Source organism: Streptomyces rubiginosohelvolus (assembly GCF_014649875.1).
GTDB classification, from domain to species: domain Bacteria; phylum Actinomycetota; class Actinomycetes; order Streptomycetales; family Streptomycetaceae; genus Streptomyces; species Streptomyces rubiginosohelvolus.
In genome coordinates, this window is record NZ_BMTW01000020.1 from 78,313 (window position 1) to 95,060 (window position 16,748).

Sequence of the window (16,748 nt, forward strand, 5' to 3'; positions counted from 1 at the left end):
GGCCAAGATCACGAGGATTCTTCCCGACGTCCGGAAAAGACGCCGCTCCGAGACAAAGTCCACATCACATCGTCATCACAAAGCGGCCGGATTGGCCTGCTCACACACTCACTCGCTGTAACGTCGATTGGGTGCGTACCGACATCTTTGCCCGGCTGGACCGGGAGCCGGAACCGCCGAAGATAGAGGCACCGCGGATGAGTCGTCACCGCATCGCCCTCTTCGGCGGGACGTTGGCGTTCTATCTCGCCATCGTCTGGGCGGTGCTGATCACGTCCTGGCTCGTGGCCCTGGACTGGAAGGTCATGCTGTTCCGGCCCTACCAGCAGTGGCCCGAGCTGCACCCCTTCCTGGACTACTACGTCGTGCTCGGCCAGCGCGGCCCCACGGCGGTGATGGTCGCCTGCTGGCTGGGCTGGCGCTCCTGGCGTCAGCACACGCTCCGGCCACTGCTGGTCCTCGGCACGTCCCTGCTGCTGCTCAATGTGACGGTGGGCGCGGTCAAGCTGGGGCTCGGGCGGCTGGGCCCGCACTACGCGACGCAGATCGGCTCGGCCGAGATGTTCGCCGGCGGCGATATATTTCCTTCCGGGCACACCGCGAACGCCGTCGTGACCTGGGGAATCCTCGCCTATCTGGCCACCACGCCACGGGCCAGGCGCTATCTGTCGGCGGTCTCCGCGACGGTCTCGCTGGGGGTCGGCCTCACCACCGTCTACATCGGTACGCACTGGCTCAGCGATGTCCTGCTGGGGTGGGCGGCCGGGCTGCTCATCCTGCTGGCGCTGCCGTGGTTCGAGCCGCTGATCGCCCGGACCGAGGAGTGGATCTTCGCGATGCGCGAGCGGTGGCGGGAGCGTCGCGGCGGGGCCCGTCCGGCGCCCGTGGCCGATGCCGGGCCGCAGCCGGTGCTGCTGCCGCAGTCGATGGCCACCGACGGCCTCACCGCCGAGGCCGTGACGGCCCCGGCCGAACCGGTGCTTCCCGCCGGGCATCCGGCGGCGGCCGCCAGGGCGCGGGCCCACGGCGGGCACCCCGCGCGCCCGGGCGGCATGCCGGTGGCCCCGGCGGGCGTCCGCCGCCCGCCGCCGCACACGGAGCGGGGCCCGCGCGCGGGCAGCCCGGCCCGCCCGATGACCGGCGGCTGACACAAGCCCGTGGAGATGTCGAAGGCCCCGACCACGGTCGGGGCCTTCGACGTTGCGGAGTGTCGGGCGGGGCGAGCGGGTCAGCCCACCCAGCAGCGCGTCACGGTGCCGTCCTCGACCTGGAAGTTGATGCGGCCGTGGCGGAACTCCATGGTCAGGAACGTGCCCGGGGGAACGGCCCGGACGGTGTCCCAGCCACGGCTTCTGGCCTGCCGATCGGCCGCGTCGGAGTCGAGGCCGACATACGCGTCGGCGTCGTCGTCCGGCTGTGCTGGAGGGGTCGGTAGAGATGCCATGCCCTCACCGTAGGCGGCCCCGGACCGTGACGGAAGGCGGGGCCGCCAGGGCGTTCCGTCGCATCTCCACATGCCGGGGCGGTCACGCTTGTGTCACAAGATCCCCACACGCTTATACACGCTTCCATTCACCCGAACGGACCGGTGGGAAGCATCGCGAAATCATGGGGTGACCTGCTTCTTTTACGATCGGAGCGGCAGATCTTCAGAATGTCCGGGGCACCGGAATTTCCCTCCCCCGTAAACCTTCATTTCCTTATCACCCCGCGGACTCACGGTCCGTCGAGCGCCCGTGTGAGCCGGTCCCTCGCTTCCCTCAGGACCTCGGTCAGCCCGGGCGGTTCGATCACCTCGAAATCGATCCCCATCATCAGGACGTGCACCGACAACTCGTCGAGGCTCGACGCCCCCGCGGTGAGCCGGCAGGATTCCGCGCTCTCGGCCTCCAGGACCCCGGCCGAGGGCGGGACCAGCCGCGCCGCCTCCGCCAGGGGCGCCTTCAGCCGGACCACGGCGCGTCGCGCGTAGACGGAGACCGCGACGCCCCGTGAGACGTACGCCGCCAGATCCCCGGCGGGCGGGGGGCGCGGGACGAAGCGGGGGCCGTGGGGCGGGGTGGGGGTGATCCGGTCCGCCCGGAAAGTGCGCCAGTCCTCCCGCTCCAGGTCCCAGGCCACCAGATACCAGCGGCGCTCGGCGCAGACCAGCCGGTGCGGCTCGACCGTACGGCGCGAGACCTCCCCGCCGTGGGTCCGGTAGGCGAACCGGAGCCGTTCGGCGTCCCGGCAGGCCCCGGCCAGCTCGGTGAGCAGAGCGGGGTCGACCGCGGAGGCGTCCTGGCCGCGCAGCATCGGCACCGTGAACGCGCCGAGCGCGCCCACCCTGCGGCGCAGCCGGTTCGGCAGCACCTGTTCCAGCTTGGCCAGCGCGCGTACGGAGGACTCGCCGATGCCCTCGACGCCGTTTCCGGCGGCCGTGCGCAGGCCGACGGCGACCGCGACGGCCTCCTCGTCGTCCAGCAGCAGCGGCGGCAGCTCGGCGCCCGCCCCGAGCTGGTAGCCGCCGCCGGTGCCCCGGGCGGCGTTCACCGGGTAGCCCAGTTCGCGCAGCTTGTCGACGTCCCGGCGGACGGTGCGCGGGGTGACGCCGAGCCGGTCGGCCAGATCGGCGCCGGACCAGTCGCGGTGGGTCTGGAGCAGTGAGAGCAGGCGCAGCAGTCGTGCCGAGGTCTCCAACATGGGGCGAGTCTGCCAGGGCTTGCGGACAGCCCCCGTCCGCAATCTCCCCCTGCCTCAGCGGTCGGCCGGTGCCGGCTCCAGGCGCAGGCAGAGGTCGTTGTCGGCGGTGTAGCAGGGGGTGGCGAGCACCCCGGGGGCCGCCGGGTGGCCCGGGTAGACGAAGGACTTGTTCCGGGACCAGACGTCGTCGAGGATCCGGGAGATCCTGACCCCGTCCGCGCCCGCCGCCGGGACCAGCCACAGCTGCCAGAGCTGCGCCTCGGGCACCGGTCCTGCGGCCGGCGGGGCGTAGGGCAGGGTGAAGGCGAAGGATCCGGCAGGTCCGTCCGGGTCCGGGGCGGTGAGCGGGACGCTGTGCGTCCGGTCCGGCTCCCCCGGCAGCCGGGCCTCCACCGCGGCCCCCTCCCCCGCCTCGACGCCGTACAGCACGCCCCGGACGGTCATGCCGGCCGGGCCCGCGAGGACGTGGCCCGCCTCGGCGTGCGGGGCGCGGACCCAGGAGCGCACGGCGAGCCGGCCGTCGAGGGTGGGGTACGGGACCCGGGCGCTGACGCTCGCGGCTCCGGTGTCCGGGCAGCGGTCGAGGAGGGCCCGCAGATCGCGCAGCCCCGGTTCGACGACCGCCTCGGCGGGCTCGTCCCCGGGCTCCTCGACATACGCGTCCCACCGTCCCTCGGCCAGTTCGGCGGCGGCCGGGAGGACCGCGCGCAGCCGCCCGGGCCCCGGCCTGCTGAGCGGTATGCGCACCGTGCCGCCGGGCTTTCCGCCCGCCGCGCCCCGGCGTCGCAGGAGCAGCACGGAGTCGGGGGCGGGGGCCGGGGCGGTCAGGTCGAAGGTGAGCGTTCCGGCGCGATCGGCGGCGCAGTCGGCCCGTACGGCGGTGGAGTTCATGAGGTCCTCCCCTTGCGGAGCACGTCGGCGGCCTTGTAGCGCAGGGCGTAGGCCCCGTCGAGAACGCTGCCCCGGGTGCGGTGCAGCGCGGTGCGCAGGGCGCCGTGCCCGTGCCCCTGGGAGCCGCGCGCGACGAGTTCGGTGAACAGGCTCTCGTGCTGTTCGGCGATCCGGGCGGGGTCGAAGCGGGCCGATGCCTTCAGCGCGGCCCCGCCCATCCGGTGGCGCAGTCCGTCGTCCTCGATCAGCTGGAGCAGCGCCGCGGCGATCGCGTCCGGGTCGCCGACCGGCACCAGGCGGCCGTCGACGCCGTCCTCGATGATCTCGGCCGGTCCGTGCGGGCAGTCGGTGGCGACGACCGGCAGTCCGCCGCGCATCGCCTCGACGATCGTCATGCCGAAGGACTCGCGCTCCGATGTGACGGCGGCGATCGACCCCTTGGGCCACTCGGCCTCCATCGGGTTGGCCGAGCCCATCAGGAACACATGGTTGTGCAGGCCGAGTTCGTCGACGAGGGCGCGCAGCGCCGCCTCCTCGTTCCCGGTAGCGTCGCCGCCGCCGTAGATGCGCAGCCGCCAGTCGGGGCGGGCCTCGGACACCTGGGCGAAGGCCCGCACCAGGTGGTCGTAGCGCTTGACCCGGTGCAGCCGGCCCGCCGCGACGACCCACTTCAGGTCGCCGTCCGCGGGCGGGCAGGAGGGCTCGGGGACGGCGTTGGGGATGGCCTCGATCCGTACGCCCGGGAGCTTCAGCCGGCTGCGGTAGTCGTCCGCGTCGGCGCGGGTGACGGTGGTGAGCGCGTCGAGCAGCGTGTAGCGGTGGGCGATCTCGCGGCGCAGCCGGTAGCCGTGGCTGTCGAGCGTCAGGTGCTCCTGCCCGACGCGCACCGGTCCTCGGCGGGCCTGCCGGCTGAGGTGCACGTTGAGTCCGGGTCGGGTGCCGACGACGACGTCCGCCTCGATGCCCTGGAGGTGGGCGGCGATCCGGGCGTCGGTGAGGCGGCTGTACTGCTTGTGCCGGCTGTCGCCGCGCGGGAACACGGTGGCGGGCCGGGCGTGTTCGGCGCTCTCGCCGTCGTAGGTCGCGCTCTTCTTCCGCAGGTCGACGAGGTGGCGCAGCGTCACGCCCTCGGGTGCGCCGAGGACGGGGGCGTCACGGTGCCGGAAGACGGACACGATCTCGACGTCGTGCTGCTCGGCGAGCGTACGGGCGAGCGTGAACGTCGTCCGGATCGTTCCTCCGATTCCGTAGGCATTGTGCAGAAGAAAAGAAATATGCATGGTGTCGCTGTTTCCCCTGTCGACCCGACCTTGTCAAGACTGTAACTTCCCGGCGGATTTCTGCCCGAAATACGCCGGGAAATCCCGGAGCATCCGCGACATGGCGCACGGGGTCCCCGGTTCCGCCACCGGACCCCCGCTGACCTGCTGCTTCCGGAAGCTGTCCATCCGTTTTCCTGCGGGCCCGGAAGTGACGGGACCATGACCGCGGGCCCACCGGTGCGGTAAACCGGCGCCTACCCGCCACCCGTTCGCCGATGCTTTCCTCCCAGCCTGACGAAGGAAAATGCCGGGAGGTTGCCCGTGTCCCGGCAAAACATTCCGGGCGGGGCGCGGAAGTCGTTCGCCGATCGCATGGGAGCCGTTCACCGGACACGCGGGGGCCGTACGCCGAACAGTCGATGTACCGATGTGTCGACCTGGCCGCACTTCCGTCCGCCCAGGTGCGTGACCCCGGCCACGGATCCCGCGTTGTCTCTTCATGAGCCGGGAACCACCCGGCCCACGCACCGAGTTCGAGGAGCCCCCGTGCCGCGCATGCTCGACGTCAGCCAGGACGTACGCGCCGAGATCGGCGACGACGAAGCCGACCGGCTGCTCGTCGGCGACAACGCCCCGGGCAGTTACGACTGCACCTCCTGCCGGACCCCCGGCGACTCCGACCAGGAACGCACCAGCACGGTGCTGTTCATCGGCGACGAGACCGCCGTCCTCGCGTTCGCCCACGCGACGTGCATCCCCTCGCAGGTCGTCAGGGTCGCGGAGGACCAGCTCCAGGGCGCGGTGCGCAGTATCACCGGAAGCGAGCAGAAGGACACGGAGGGGCTCATGCCCGAACAGGCCGTCCTCGGCATCACCAGCGGACTCGTCCTCATCGAGGACGATCTGCGCCCGGCCCTGGTCGTCGAACCGACCGGCCCGGTCGCCCGGCCCGGCACCGACGGCAGCGGGGGCGACGAGTTCCTCCAGCTGCTGCTGGAGCAGGGTTTCCGCCCGGCCCCCGACATGAACCGGCTGCCGGAGGTCCTCGCGGGCTGGTCCGTGCTGCTGGCGGTGGGTCAGCTGCACGCCGTGCTGCAGCCGAGCGCCGGCGGCGGAAACCCGGTCGCCTGGTGGCAGGCCCACCAGCCGCTCCAGGTGACCGAGGGCTGGCGGGCGGCGGTCAACAAGTCGCAGACGGTCCTCGTCTTCGCCGCCCCGGCCGGCACCATCGGCCAGCAGCCGCGCGAGGACCTGCTGCGGGACGCCCTGGAGAAGGCCGCGGTCAACGGGCTGCTGGTCGCCGCCTCGATGCCGCTGGCCGGGACCTGATCATGTCCGGCCGGCCCGGCCACCCCCGCCGAACAGCGATTTCTCCGGCGGGGCCGCATCCGACGGGCCGTGAGGTCGTTGGCACCTACGTGCACTCATACGACTCCCCCCGCCAGCATCAGAGTCAGATCCCTGCCATGCGTCCTTCGCAGGATCCGTCGGGGGGCCTGTCCCCCACCCCGATCTACGACGCGCTGTACTCCGAGTACCGGCGCTCGTTCCGGGCGTTGCCGGGCGACCGGAGCGGCGAGGAGAATCTCTCCTTCTCGGCCTTCGGCGCCGGCCTCTTCGCCTCCAGGGCCCCGCTGAGCGGTCACTCCGCCCCCGGCTCGCACGGCGGACACCACGGCCACGGCGGGAGCGGCGGGCAGAGCCAGCACACGACCGGCGGTCTCGGCTCCTGGCAGCGGGTCGGGCGGCATGCGGGACGCCCCCGTCCCGCGGCGCTGCCGCCGGGGTCACGGGACTCCTGAAATCTGGTGTACGACGAAGCCCTGGGCCGCACTCGCGAGTGCGGCCCAGGGCTTCGTCGTACACCAGGTGTTACTTGTTGCGGCCGCGCTTCTCGCGGACCCGGACGGAGATGTGGATCGGGGTGCCCTCGAATCCGAACTCCTCACGCAGCCGGCGCTCGACGAAGCGGCGGTAGCCGTGCTCCAGGAAGCCGGAGGCGAAGAGCACGAAGCGCGGGGGCTTGGTGCCAGCCTGGGTGCCGAAGAGGATGCGCGGCTGCTTGCCGCCGCGGATCGGGTGCGGGTTGGAGGCGACGATCTCACCGAGGAAGGCGTTGAGCCGGCCGGTGGGGACGCGGGTCTCCCAGCCCTCCAGCGCGGTCTCGATGGCCGGGACCAGCTTCTCCATGTGGCGGCCGGTGACGGCGGAGACGTTGACGCGCGGGGCCCAGGCGATCTGCGCGAGCTCCGTCTCGATCTCGCGCTCCAGGTAGTAGCGGCGCTCCTCGTCGAGGGTGTCCCACTTGTTGAAGGCGATGACGATGGCGCGTCCGGCCTCCACGGCCATGGTGATGATGCGCTGGTCCTGGACGCTGATGGACTCGCTGGAGTCGATCAGGACGACGGCGACCTCGGCCTTCTCGACGGCGGCGGCCGTCCGCAGCGAGGCGTAGTAGTCCGCGCCTTCCTGGAGGTGGACGCGGCGGCGGATACCGGCCGTGTCGATGAACTTCCAGGTGATGCCGCCGAGGTTGATCAGCTCGTCGACCGGGTCGCGGGTGGTGCCCGCCAGCTCGTTGACGACGACCCGGTCCTCGCCCGCGACCTTGTTCAGCAGGGAGGACTTGCCGACGTTCGGGCGGCCGATCAGGGCGATCCGGCGGGGCCCGCCGAGCGCGGTGCCGAACTTCTGGGCCGGGGCGTCCGGCAGGGCCTCCAGGACCGCGTCGAGCATGTCGCCGGTGCCGCGGCCGTGCAGCGAGGAGACCGGGTAGGGCTCACCGAGACCGAGGGACCACAGGGCGGTGGCGTCGGCCTCGCCGCTCTGGCCGTCGACCTTGTTGGCGCAGAGGACGACGGGCTTGCCGGCCCGGCGCAGCAGCTTGACGACGGCCTCGTCGGTGTCGGTGGCGCCGACGGTGGAGTCGACGACGAAGACGACCGCGTCGGCCGTCTCGATGGCGTACTCGGCCTGGGCGGCGACGGAGGCGTCGAGGCCCAGCACGTCCTGCTCCCAGCCGCCGGTGTCGACGACCTTGAAGCGGCGGCCGGCCCATTCGGCCTCGTAGCTGACGCGGTCGCGGGTGACGCCGGGCTTGTCCTGCACGACGGCCTCGCGGCGGCCGATGATCCGGTTCACCAGGGTCGACTTGCCGACATTGGGGCGGCCGACGACGGCGAGCACGGGGAGCGGGCCGTGACCGGCCTCGCCGAGGGCGCCCTCGACCTCCTCGGGGTCGAAGCCCTCCTGCGCGGCGAGCTCCATGAACTCCGCGTACTCGGCATCGCCAAGTTCTCCGTGCTCGTGGCCCGAGCCCTCGGAGTGAATCTGGTCGTTCATGAAGTCCGTTCCTCTTTGCATCATCATCGATGGACCACGATCAGCGCGGTCCACTACTCAAGTCAGGTCAAGTCTCGCCTATCGCCCCGTGAGGCGCTTGGCGCTTTCCAGGTGGGCGGTCAGCTTCGCCTGGATCCGCAGGGTCGCCTCGTCCAGCGCCTTGCGCGTACGCCGCCCGTCGCCAGCGCTCGCGTCGAACGCGTCGCCGAAGACGACGTCGACCCGGCTGCGCAGCGGGGGCAGCCCCCGTATCAACCGTCCGCGGCGCTCCGTGCTTCCCAGGACCGCCACGGGGACGATCGGGGCCCCGCCCCGTACCGCGAAATAGGCGAGCCCGGCGCGGAGCGAGGCGAAGTCTCCTTCGCCCCGGGTGCCCTCCGGGAAGATCCCGAGGGCGCCGCCGTCCGCCAGTACGCCGAGGGCGTGGCCGATCGCGGTGCGGTCGACGGTCGTACGGTCCACCTCGATCTGCCCGATTCCGTGCAGGAACGGGTCGAGGGGGCCGACGAACGCCTCCTTCTTGATCAGGAAGTGCACCGGCCGGGGTGCGGTACCCATCAGCATCGGCCCGTCGATGTTGTGGGAGTGGTTCACCGCCAGGATGACGGGTCCGGCGGCGGGCACGCGCCAGGCGCCGAGGACCCGGGGCTTCCACAGCCCGTACATCAGGCCGATGCCGATGGTGCGCCCGACGGCCGCTCCGCGCAGCGTGGGCGCGCCGGTGGCATCGCTCACGCGGCGACCCGCTTCCCCTCGACGAGGGTGACGACGCACTCGATGACCTGCTGGAGGGTCAGCTCGGTGGTGTCCACCTCGACGGCGTCGTCCGCCTTGGCGAGCGGGGAGGTCTTACGGCCGGAGTCGGCCGCGTCCCGCTTGATCAGGGCCTCACGCGTGGCGGTCAGGTCGGAGCCCTTGACCTCACCGCTGCGGCGGGCGGCACGGGCCTCCGGGGAGGCGGTGAGGAAGATCTTGAGGTCGGCGTCGGGCAGCACGGTGGTGCCGATGTCCCGGCCCTCGACGACGATGCCGCCGGTGGCGGCCGCGGCGATGGAGCGCTGGAGCGCGGTGATGAGCGTGCGCACCTCGGGGACCGCGCTGACGGCACTGACCTTGGAGGTGACCTCCTGGGTGCGGATCGGCCCGGAGGCGTCCTCGCCGTCGACGGTGATCGTCGGGGCGGCGGGGTCGGTGCCGGAGACGATCACGGGCTTGGCGGCGGCGGTGGCGATCTCCTCCGGGTTGCTCACGTCGATGCCGTTGGTCAGCATCCACCAGGTGATGGCCCGGTACTGCGCGCCCGTGTCCAGGTAGCTCAGGCCGAGCGCGGCGGCGACGGCCTTGGAGGTGCTCGACTTGCCGGTGCCCGAGGGCCCGTCGATGGCGACGATCACGGAGGAGCGTGCGGTTTCCACGGTGGTGGACACCTTCCTGGTACACGGGGTGGGGACGGACGGGCCAGGGAACGGCCTCGTACCAGGTTACCGAGTGCGGGGCGTGCCCTTGTACCCCGTACGGGGGAGGCGCCCGCCACCCTCGCACGGGCCGCGGGCGCCGGGCTCAGCCGCGGATCGACCAGCCCCGTTCCTGGAGGGCCGCGCCGAGGACCGGGGCGGCGCTGGGTTCGACCATGATCTGGACGAGGCCCGCCTGCTGGCCGGTGGCGTGCTCGATGCGGACGTCCTCGATGTTGACCCCGGCCCGCCCGGCGTCGGCGAAGATCGCGGCCAGCTCGCCCGGCTTGTCGCCGATGAGGACGGCGACGGTCTCGTACGCGGTGGGGGCGGCGCCGTGCTTGCCGGGGACCCGGACGCGGCCGGCGTTGCCGCGCCGCAGGACGTCCTCGATGGCGTGGGTGCCCGCGCTCCGCCGGTCCGCGTCGGCGGAGCCGAGCCCGCGCAGCGCGGTCACGGTCTCCTCCAGGTCGGCGGCGACCCCGGCGAGCACGTCGGCGACCGGGCCGGGGTTGGCGGAGAGGATCTCCACCCACATCCGGGGGTCGGAGGCGGCGATCCGGGTGACGTCGCGGATGCCCTGGCCGCACAGGCGTACGGCGGTCTCGTCGGCCTCCTCCAGCCGGGCGGCGACCATCGAGGAGATCAGCTGCGGGGTGTGCGAGACCAGGGCGACGGCCCGGTCGTGGGCGTCGGCGTCCATGACGACGGGGACGGCCCGGCATAGGGCGACCAGCTCCAGCGCGAGGTTGAGCACCTCGGTGTCGGTCTCCCGGGTCGGGGTGAGGACCCAGGGGCGCCCCTCGAAGAGGTCGGCGGTGGCGGCCAGCGGACCGGACCGCTCCTTGCCCGCCATCGGATGCGTACCGATGTACGGGGTGAGGTCGAGGCCGAGCGCCTCCAGCTCGCGGCGCGGGCCGCCCTTGACGCTGGCGACGTCCAGGTAGCCGCGGGCCACCCCGTCGCGCATGGCGGTGGCGAGGACGGCGGCGGTGTGCGCGGGCGGCACGGCGACGACGGCGAGGTCGACCGGGCCGTCGGGTGACTCCACGGTCCCGGCGCCGAGCGCCGCGGCGGTGCGGGCCGACTCGGGGTCGTGGTCGACGAGGTGCACCTGGATGCCGCGGCCGGCCAGTGCGAGGGCGGCGGAGGTGCCGACGAGCCCGGTTCCGATGACGAGGGCGGTTCTCACTGGGCGATGTCCTTGCGCAGGGCGGCGGTGGCGCCGAGGTAGACGTGGCTGATCTCGGCGCGCGAGAGGTAGGTCTCGACATGCACGAGGATACGGACGACGCGGGGCATCGCCCCGTCGATGTCCAGCTCCTGGGCGCAGATCAGGGGTACGTCGACGATCCCGAGGCCGCGCGCGGCGGCGGCCGGGAAGTCGCTGTGCAGGTCCGGGGTGGCGGTGAACCAGATGCTGATCAGGTCGTCGGCGACGAGCTCGTTGCGTTCCAGGACGGCCGTCAGCAGCTCGCCGACCCGCTCGTCCATGTGCCCGGCCTCGTCCCGCTCCAGCTGGACGGCGCCCCGGACCGCTCGTACCGCCACGTCGCACTCCTCGTTCTTCGCTGCTCTTCGGTGCCCGGGCCCGGCGCCTTCCGGCGCGGCCCGCTGCTCCCCTCAGCCTAGATCGGCCGCGCCGGACGTGATCACGGTGTTCCGTCCGTGAGACGGGCGGACCGCAGCCGTCGGAGCACCGTCCGCCACCCGGTCGGGGGCACGGCCCGCCCGGTTGCTTCGCCCGGGGGCCCGCCGCCGCCACGATGGCCCCCACCCACCGTCACCGAAGGAGAGCCCCGATGAACGCACGGCGAAGGACGGTGCTGGCCGCGGGTGCGGCGGGCGCCGCCGCCCTGGCCACCGGCTGCGGATCCTCGGACGGGGACGGCGGCGACGACACGAGCCCGACGCCGAGCGCGCCGGGGGACGCCACGGGCGGGGCGGAGCTGGCCCGGACCGGGGACATCCCGGTCGGCGGCGGCACGATCTTCAAGGAGCAGAAGATCGTGGTGACGCAGCCGACGGAGGGCGACTTCAAGGCGTTCTCCGCCGTCTGCACCCATGCGAGCTGTCTCGTCTCGACGGTGAGCGACGGCACCATCAACTGCCCATGCCACGGAAGCAAGTTCAGCATCACGGACGCGGCGGTCGAGGCAGGCCCGGCGACCCGGCCGCTGCCCGCCGAGCAGATCAGTGTCTCGGGCGGGGCGATCCGCCTGGGCTGAGGGCGGACCCGAAATCCCGGGGCGCCGCGGCCCGCTCCCCCGTACGCTCGCGGCCATGATCACCGCCACCGGCGAGGCACTCGTACGCGACCACACGGTCTACGCCTGCGTGATGGGTTCGCGCGCGTTCGGACTGGCCACGGAGGACAGCGACACGGACCGGCGCGGCGTGTTCCTCGCGCCCACGGAGCTGTTCTGGCGGTTCGAGAAGCCACCGACGCATGTCGACGGGCCCGCGCCGGAGCAGTTCTCCTGGGAGCTGGAGCGCTTCTGCGAGCTGGCGCTCCGGGCCAACCCGAACGTGCTGGAGTGCCTGCACTCCCCGCTGGTGGAGTCCGTGGACGGCACCGGGCGGGAGCTGCTGGCGCTGCGCGGGGCGTTCCTGTCGCGGCTCGCGCACGGCACGTTCGTCCGGTACGCGCTGGGCCAGCGGCGAAAGCTGGAGGCCGACGTACGGGTGCACGGCGCGCCGCGCTGGAAGCACGCGATGCATCTGCTGCGGCTGCTGGCGAGCAGCCGGAACCTGCTGCGTACGGGCGAGCTGCGCATCGACGTCGGCGATGCCCGGGAGGAGCTGCTGGCGGTGAAGCGGGGCGAGGTGTCCTGGGCGGAGGTGGAGCGCCGGATGGACCGGCTCGGCGAGGAGAACGACGAGGCGGCGGCCCGGTCCCCGCTGCCGGCGGAGCCGGACCGGGCGGCCGTGGAGGACTTCCTCGTCCGGACCCGGCGGGCCTCGGCGCGCGCCGAGGCCCCCGATGGGCTCAGAGCGTCCGGGGACCGCCCGCCCCGGCCGTGAGCTCGGCCAGCTTCTGGAACTCGCCCAGGTCGTAGTTGGCCAGCGTGGAGTCGAGGTTGGTCAGCGCCCCGAGGCGCTCGATGAAGCCCTGGGGGTCGTACTCGATCTGCAGGGCGACGCGGCTCGACGTGTCGTCGAGCCGGTGGAAGGTGACCACCCCCGCGTGGTGGACGCCTTCGACCGTCTTCCAGGCGATGCGGTCCTCGCGGACCACTTCGGTGAGTTCGGCGACGAAGTTCTTGTCCGCGCCGGGCAGCGAGAGCTGCCAGGCGAAACGCCGCTCGTCGATCGGATCGACGCGCTGGACGTGGCTGAGGAACCGCGGCCACTGGGTGACGTCGCTCCACAGGGACCAGGTGACGGCCACCGGAGCCTTGATGTCGACGGTCTCGACGAGTGAGGAGGACACGGATACCACCAGGCCTTCGTACGGGAACGGGTTCCGCCCTCTCGTACCCCCTCCCCCGCCGGTCAGGCGTCCCAGAGTGCCGCCAGGGACAGCAGGTCGCTGCGGTACTCGATGCGCTCGGACCACTCCTTGGGCCAGGCCGCCGCGCCCAGGCGGGCCCCGGCCAGCGCGCCGGTCAGGCAGGCGATGGAGTCGGAGTCGCCCCGGGTGCAGGCGGCCCGGCGCAGGGCGGTGACGGGCTCCTCGGGGAAGAGCAGGAAGCAGTGCAGGGCGGTGGCGAGGGCCTCCTCGGCGATCCAGCCGTCGCCGGTCCGCTCGCACGGGTCGGTCTCCGGCGACGGGTCGCGCAGCGCGTCCCGGACGGTCTCCAGGGCCGCCAGGCACTCGTCCCAGCCGCGCTGGATGTACGCCTGCGGGGTGGCGTCGCCCGCGTGGTGCCAGAGGTTGCCGAGCCAGCGGGTGTGGTAGCGGCCCCGGTTCTCCAGGGCGTAGCTGCGCAACTGGCCGATCAGCCCGAGGGGTTCGGCGCCCTGGGCGAGCAGGAACACCGCGCGGGCCAGCAGGTCGGAGGCGGCCAGGGCGGTGGGGTGGCCGTGGGTGAGGGCGGCCTGGAGCTGGGCGGCGCCGGCCCGCTGCTCCTCGCTGAGGCCGGGGACCAGGCCGACGGGGGCGACCCGCATGTTGGCGCCGCAGCCCTTGGAGTGCGTCTGGCTGGCCTCCTGCCAGATCCGGGTGTGTTCGAGCAGGCGGCAGGCGGTGAGGCAGGTGTTGCCGGGGGCGCGGTTGTTGTCCGGCGCGTGGTACCAGGCGATGAACTCGGCGCTGACCGGGCCCACCATCCGTTCGGGGGTGAGCAGTCCGCTGTCCATGGCGGTACGGATGCCCCGGCCCAGCGCGATCGTCATCTGGGTGTCGTCGGAGACGACGGCGGGATCCAGGAGGGGCATCTGCCGCCAGGGGCCGAATTTGGCGAGGATGGAGGGCACGTCGTTGAACTCGGTGGGGAAGCCGAGCGCGTCGCCGAGGGCGAGCCCGGTCAGGACGCCGGTCGCGGCCTGCTTGGTGAGGGGCGGGATGGCGAGAGTCATCGGTCGTGTCCTTCCGTGGCGGAGGGGGAGGCGTCGGTGCGCGGCGGGCGCAGGAGCGGCGGGTGCAGGGCGGTGGCGTCGCCCGCCCGGTAGAGGGCGGCGGGTTTGCCCCGGCCGCCGGTGCGGCGCGGCGGGCCGTCGACCGGCTGGACGAAGCCCGGCGCGCTCAGCACCTTGCGCCGGAAGTTGGGGCGGTCCAGCTCGACGCCCCAGACGGTCTCGTAGACCTGCTGGAGCTCGCCGAGGGTGAACTCGGCGGGGCAGAACGCGGTGGCCAGGCAGCTGTATTCGAGCTTGGCGCCGATCCGGTCGCGGGCGTCGGTAAGGATTGTGTCGTGGTCGAAGGCGAGGGGCCCGGCCGCATCCGCGTCCCACCACCGGGCGCTCGCCGCGTCGCCGCCGCCGCGCGGTTCGGGGAGGTCCGGCAGGAGGGCGGCGTAGGCGACGGAGACGACCCGCATCCTCGGGTCGCGGTCCGGGTCGGTGTAGGTGCGCAGCTGTTCGAGGTGGAGGGCGCCGACCGTGTCCGGACCGAGGCCGGTCTCCTCGGCCAGTTCGCGGCGGGCGGCGTCGCCCGCGGACTCGCGGGGCAGCAGGAAGCCGCCGGGCAGCGCCCATCGGCCCCGGAAGGGCTCCTGGCCGCGTTCGACGAGCAGGACGTGCAGCCGGGCCTCGCGGACGGTGAAGACGGCGAGGTCGACGGTGACCGCGAACGGGGCGTAGGCGTGCGGGTCGTAGCCCTCGGGGGCGGGGGTGGTCATCGTTTCTCCGGGAGGGGTGCGGCGAAGTCCCAGCCGGTGGCGAGGAGTTCGTCGACGGCGGCGACGGCTGCGGCGAGCCGCGTCTCGGGCGGTCCGGTCATCTCGATGAACCGCCTTCCGGTACGGGTGAGTTCGGCGCGGAAGCGGTCGGTCATCCAGGGGCGCAGCTCCTCGCCGTCGCGCAGTCCGTCGTCCTCGAAGGCGACGCCCTCGTGGTCGGTGAGCAGCCACAGGTGGTGGCCGGCCCGGTCGGCGATCTCCTCGACGAGGGGGTTGCGGCCGCCGACGTACCGCTCGTGCCAGACGGTGGTGGCGAAGGAGTCGGTGTCGCAGAAGAGCACCGGGGACCCGGCGCGGGCGGCGGCCTCCTCGCGGTTGTTCTGGGTCTTCGCGATGAGCGGGAAGTCGTCGGTGGTGAAGGTGACGTCCTCCCAGGCGGCCCCGGGCCACCGTCCGCGCAGGTCGGCGAGCTTGTCCTCGCTGTACTCGCGCCCGTACTCGGCGACGTACCCCGTACGCGCCCACACCCCGCCGCGCGCCCGGTAGTGGGCGGCGAGCGCCCGGGCGAGGGTGGTGGTACCGGTGGACTCCGCGCCGAGGACGACGACGCGGCGGGCGAGGGCAGCCCGTACGGGCGGCCGGAGGAAGTCCCAGCAGCCGACGGGGTCCTTGCGCACGGCGGTGCCGGAGACCGGGAAGAGGGTGCGGTCGGGGTCGACGAGCACGGAGTCCGCACCGAAGCGGCGGCCCAGCTCCTCCCCGTACGCCTCCGAGGTGAAGACCGCGTCCACGCGCTCGGGCACGGCCGCCCTGAAGACGGCCATGTGCGCGTCCCAGACCGCCGGATCGTGCACGTCCATGTGCGTGTCGTCGACCGCGCCGACCACCGTGACGTCCGGGTGGATCTCGCGCATCCAGGCGACCCGGTCGGCGAGGGGGACGGACTCGACGGAGGCGGCGCAGACGAGCACGGTCAGCCGCTCGCAGCGGTCCTGGGCGGTCCGGACGAGGTGGTGGTGGCCGGCGTGCGGCGGGTAGAACTTGCCGAGGACCAGGCCGTGTTCGTAGCGCTTCATACGACGGCCGCCTCCGGGGTCCGTGCGGTGCGTGCGGTCAGGTCGCGGTGCCAGTTGCGCAGGCCGAGGATGCAGAGCGCGAGGAACCCGGCGTACAGCAGCGAGGTCAGATACAGCCCCTTGTGGGCGTAGAGCGGGATGTAGACCACGTCGGCGGCGATCCACAGCCACCAGGACTCCAGCCGCTTCCGGCACTGCCCGTACGTCGCCATCAGCGAGAGCGAGGTTGTCAGGGCGTCCCAGAACGGGACGGTGGAGTCGGTGGCCCGGGACAGCAGCAGCGTGATCGCTGCGGTCCCCACCACCCCCGCCGCGAGCAGCCAGGCCCATTCGGTGCGGGTCGTCCTGCGCACCGGCAGGACCGAGGTCCCTGGTCCACCCCCGTGGGTCCAGGTCCACCAGCCGTACGCGGCGAGGGTGATGAAGACGATCTGGAGGCCGGCGTCGGCGTACAGGCCGGCCTGGGTGAACAGCAGGATGAAGAAGAGGTTGTTGGCGATGCCGATCGGCCAGTTGGCGAGGTGCTGGCGGGCCACGAGCCAGACGCAGAGCGCCCCGCTGCCGAAGCCCAGCACCTCGGTCCAGCTGACCGGGGTGTCCAGGACCGTCACCAGGGGCTGCTGCAGGGGATCGAGTATCTCCGCGAGGCTCACGGGCCCGCCTCCTTCTTTATGGTCACTCTGACTATAAAGGCTGGGCGGGGGCAGCAAAAGGCCCGCGGCCGGTTCTGTTCGAACTTTCCGAACAGCTACCGGCCGC

At 72.7% G+C, this 16,748-nt stretch carries 19 protein-coding genes; 5 read left to right on the forward strand and 14 right to left on the reverse strand.

Going from position 1 to position 16,748, the window contains the following annotated elements:
• Positions 1 to 131 precede the first annotated feature (131 nt).
• Positions 132 to 1,148, forward strand: coding sequence for a phosphatase PAP2 family protein (locus IE134_RS30825; RefSeq protein WP_030721504.1), 1,017 nt, complete (start codon positions 132 to 134; stop codon positions 1,146 to 1,148).
• Between the two features lie 80 nt (positions 1,149 to 1,228).
• On the opposite strand, the gene IE134_RS30830 is transcribed toward IE134_RS30825, so the two are convergent.
• From IE134_RS30830 to IE134_RS30845, 4 genes are all read right to left on the reverse strand, one after another.
• Positions 1,229 to 1,444, reverse strand: coding sequence for an I78 family peptidase inhibitor (locus tag IE134_RS30830; protein WP_010056972.1), 216 nt, complete (start codon positions 1,442 to 1,444; stop codon positions 1,229 to 1,231).
• 272 nt (positions 1,445 to 1,716) lie between these two features.
• Positions 1,717 to 2,682: a helix-turn-helix transcriptional regulator gene (locus IE134_RS30835; RefSeq protein ID WP_189432383.1), complete on the reverse strand. Its 966-nt coding sequence runs from the start codon at positions 2,680 to 2,682 to the stop codon at positions 1,717 to 1,719.
• A gap of 54 nt (positions 2,683 to 2,736) precedes the next feature.
• Positions 2,737 to 3,573, reverse strand: a complete 837-nt coding sequence (locus IE134_RS30840; protein ID WP_030721501.1) for a hypothetical protein — start codon at positions 3,571 to 3,573, stop codon at positions 2,737 to 2,739.
• Entirely contained in the window at positions 3,570 to 4,853 is a 1,284-nt protein-coding gene (locus IE134_RS30845) for a glycosyltransferase family 4 protein (RefSeq protein WP_189432385.1), read from the reverse strand. Before IE134_RS30845 ends, IE134_RS30840 begins: the two co-directional genes overlap by 4 nt.
• Positions 4,854 to 5,381: 528 nt before the next feature.
• Between IE134_RS30845 and IE134_RS30850 the strand changes: the two genes are divergently transcribed.
• Positions 5,382 to 6,164, forward strand: a complete 783-nt coding sequence (locus tag IE134_RS30850; protein WP_010056965.1) for a DUF8842 C-terminal domain-containing protein — start codon at positions 5,382 to 5,384, stop codon at positions 6,162 to 6,164.
• A 137-nt stretch (positions 6,165 to 6,301) separates the two neighbouring features.
• A complete protein-coding gene (locus IE134_RS30855) occupies positions 6,302 to 6,637 on the forward strand; it encodes a hypothetical protein (RefSeq protein WP_030721494.1) in 336 nt (111 codons plus the stop codon).
• A 70-nt stretch (positions 6,638 to 6,707) separates the two neighbouring features.
• On the opposite strand, the gene der is transcribed toward IE134_RS30855, so the two are convergent.
• From der to aroH, 5 genes are all read right to left on the reverse strand, one after another.
• Positions 6,708 to 8,177 (reverse strand): ribosome biogenesis GTPase Der, encoded by a 1,470-nt coding sequence (der, locus tag IE134_RS30860; protein ID WP_189432387.1) that lies wholly within the window; start codon positions 8,175 to 8,177, stop codon positions 6,708 to 6,710.
• A gap of 78 nt (positions 8,178 to 8,255) precedes the next feature.
• On the reverse strand, positions 8,256 to 8,912 hold the full coding sequence (locus IE134_RS30865; protein ID WP_030721491.1) for a lysophospholipid acyltransferase family protein: 657 nt from the start codon (positions 8,910 to 8,912) through the stop codon (positions 8,256 to 8,258).
• Entirely contained in the window at positions 8,909 to 9,604 is a 696-nt protein-coding gene (gene cmk, locus IE134_RS30870) for a (d)CMP kinase (RefSeq protein WP_029181954.1), read from the reverse strand. Before cmk ends, IE134_RS30865 begins: the two co-directional genes overlap by 4 nt.
• Before the next feature lie 133 nt (positions 9,605 to 9,737).
• Positions 9,738 to 10,823: a prephenate dehydrogenase gene (locus IE134_RS30875; RefSeq protein ID WP_098020538.1), complete on the reverse strand. Its 1,086-nt coding sequence runs from the start codon at positions 10,821 to 10,823 to the stop codon at positions 9,738 to 9,740.
• Positions 10,820 to 11,182, reverse strand: a complete 363-nt coding sequence (gene aroH / locus IE134_RS30880) for a chorismate mutase (protein ID WP_030799581.1) — start codon at positions 11,180 to 11,182, stop codon at positions 10,820 to 10,822. Before aroH ends, IE134_RS30875 begins: the two co-directional genes overlap by 4 nt.
• Positions 11,183 to 11,433: 251 nt before the next feature.
• On the opposite strand from aroH, the gene IE134_RS30885 reads away from it, so the two are divergent.
• Together IE134_RS30885 and IE134_RS30890 are read left to right on the forward strand one after the other, a co-directional pair.
• Positions 11,434 to 11,859 carry a Rieske (2Fe-2S) protein gene (locus IE134_RS30885; RefSeq protein WP_030721480.1) on the forward strand — a complete coding sequence of 142 codons (426 nt, stop codon included), beginning with the start codon at positions 11,434 to 11,436 and terminating at the stop codon, positions 11,857 to 11,859.
• Between the two features lie 55 nt (positions 11,860 to 11,914).
• Positions 11,915 to 12,655: a nucleotidyltransferase domain-containing protein gene (locus IE134_RS30890; RefSeq protein WP_030721477.1), complete on the forward strand. Its 741-nt coding sequence runs from the start codon at positions 11,915 to 11,917 to the stop codon at positions 12,653 to 12,655.
• On the opposite strand, the gene IE134_RS30895 is transcribed toward IE134_RS30890, so the two are convergent.
• The 5 genes from IE134_RS30895 to pnuC all read right to left on the reverse strand — a co-directional run bounded on the left by IE134_RS30895 (position 12,621) and on the right by pnuC (position 16,642).
• Positions 12,621 to 13,064: an SRPBCC family protein gene (locus tag IE134_RS30895; RefSeq protein ID WP_189432389.1), complete on the reverse strand. Its 444-nt coding sequence runs from the start codon at positions 13,062 to 13,064 to the stop codon at positions 12,621 to 12,623. The genes IE134_RS30890 and IE134_RS30895 overlap by 35 nt on opposite strands.
• 62 nt (positions 13,065 to 13,126) lie before the next feature.
• Positions 13,127 to 14,152, reverse strand: coding sequence for an ADP-ribosylglycohydrolase family protein (locus tag IE134_RS30900; RefSeq protein ID WP_189432391.1), 1,026 nt, complete (start codon positions 14,150 to 14,152; stop codon positions 13,127 to 13,129).
• On the reverse strand, positions 14,149 to 14,913 hold the full coding sequence (locus IE134_RS30905; protein WP_030721468.1) for an NUDIX hydrolase: 765 nt from the start codon (positions 14,911 to 14,913) through the stop codon (positions 14,149 to 14,151). The genes IE134_RS30900 and IE134_RS30905 overlap by 4 nt, the downstream gene beginning before the upstream one ends.
• Positions 14,910 to 15,989: an AAA family ATPase gene (locus IE134_RS30910; RefSeq protein WP_189432393.1), complete on the reverse strand. Its 1,080-nt coding sequence runs from the start codon at positions 15,987 to 15,989 to the stop codon at positions 14,910 to 14,912. The genes IE134_RS30905 and IE134_RS30910 overlap by 4 nt, the downstream gene beginning before the upstream one ends.
• Complete coding sequence (gene pnuC, locus IE134_RS30915; protein ID WP_030721462.1) at positions 15,986 to 16,642, reverse strand: nicotinamide riboside transporter PnuC; 657 nt, start codon at positions 16,640 to 16,642, stop codon at positions 15,986 to 15,988. Before pnuC ends, IE134_RS30910 begins: the two co-directional genes overlap by 4 nt.
• Between the last annotated feature and the right edge of the window lie 106 nt (positions 16,643 to 16,748).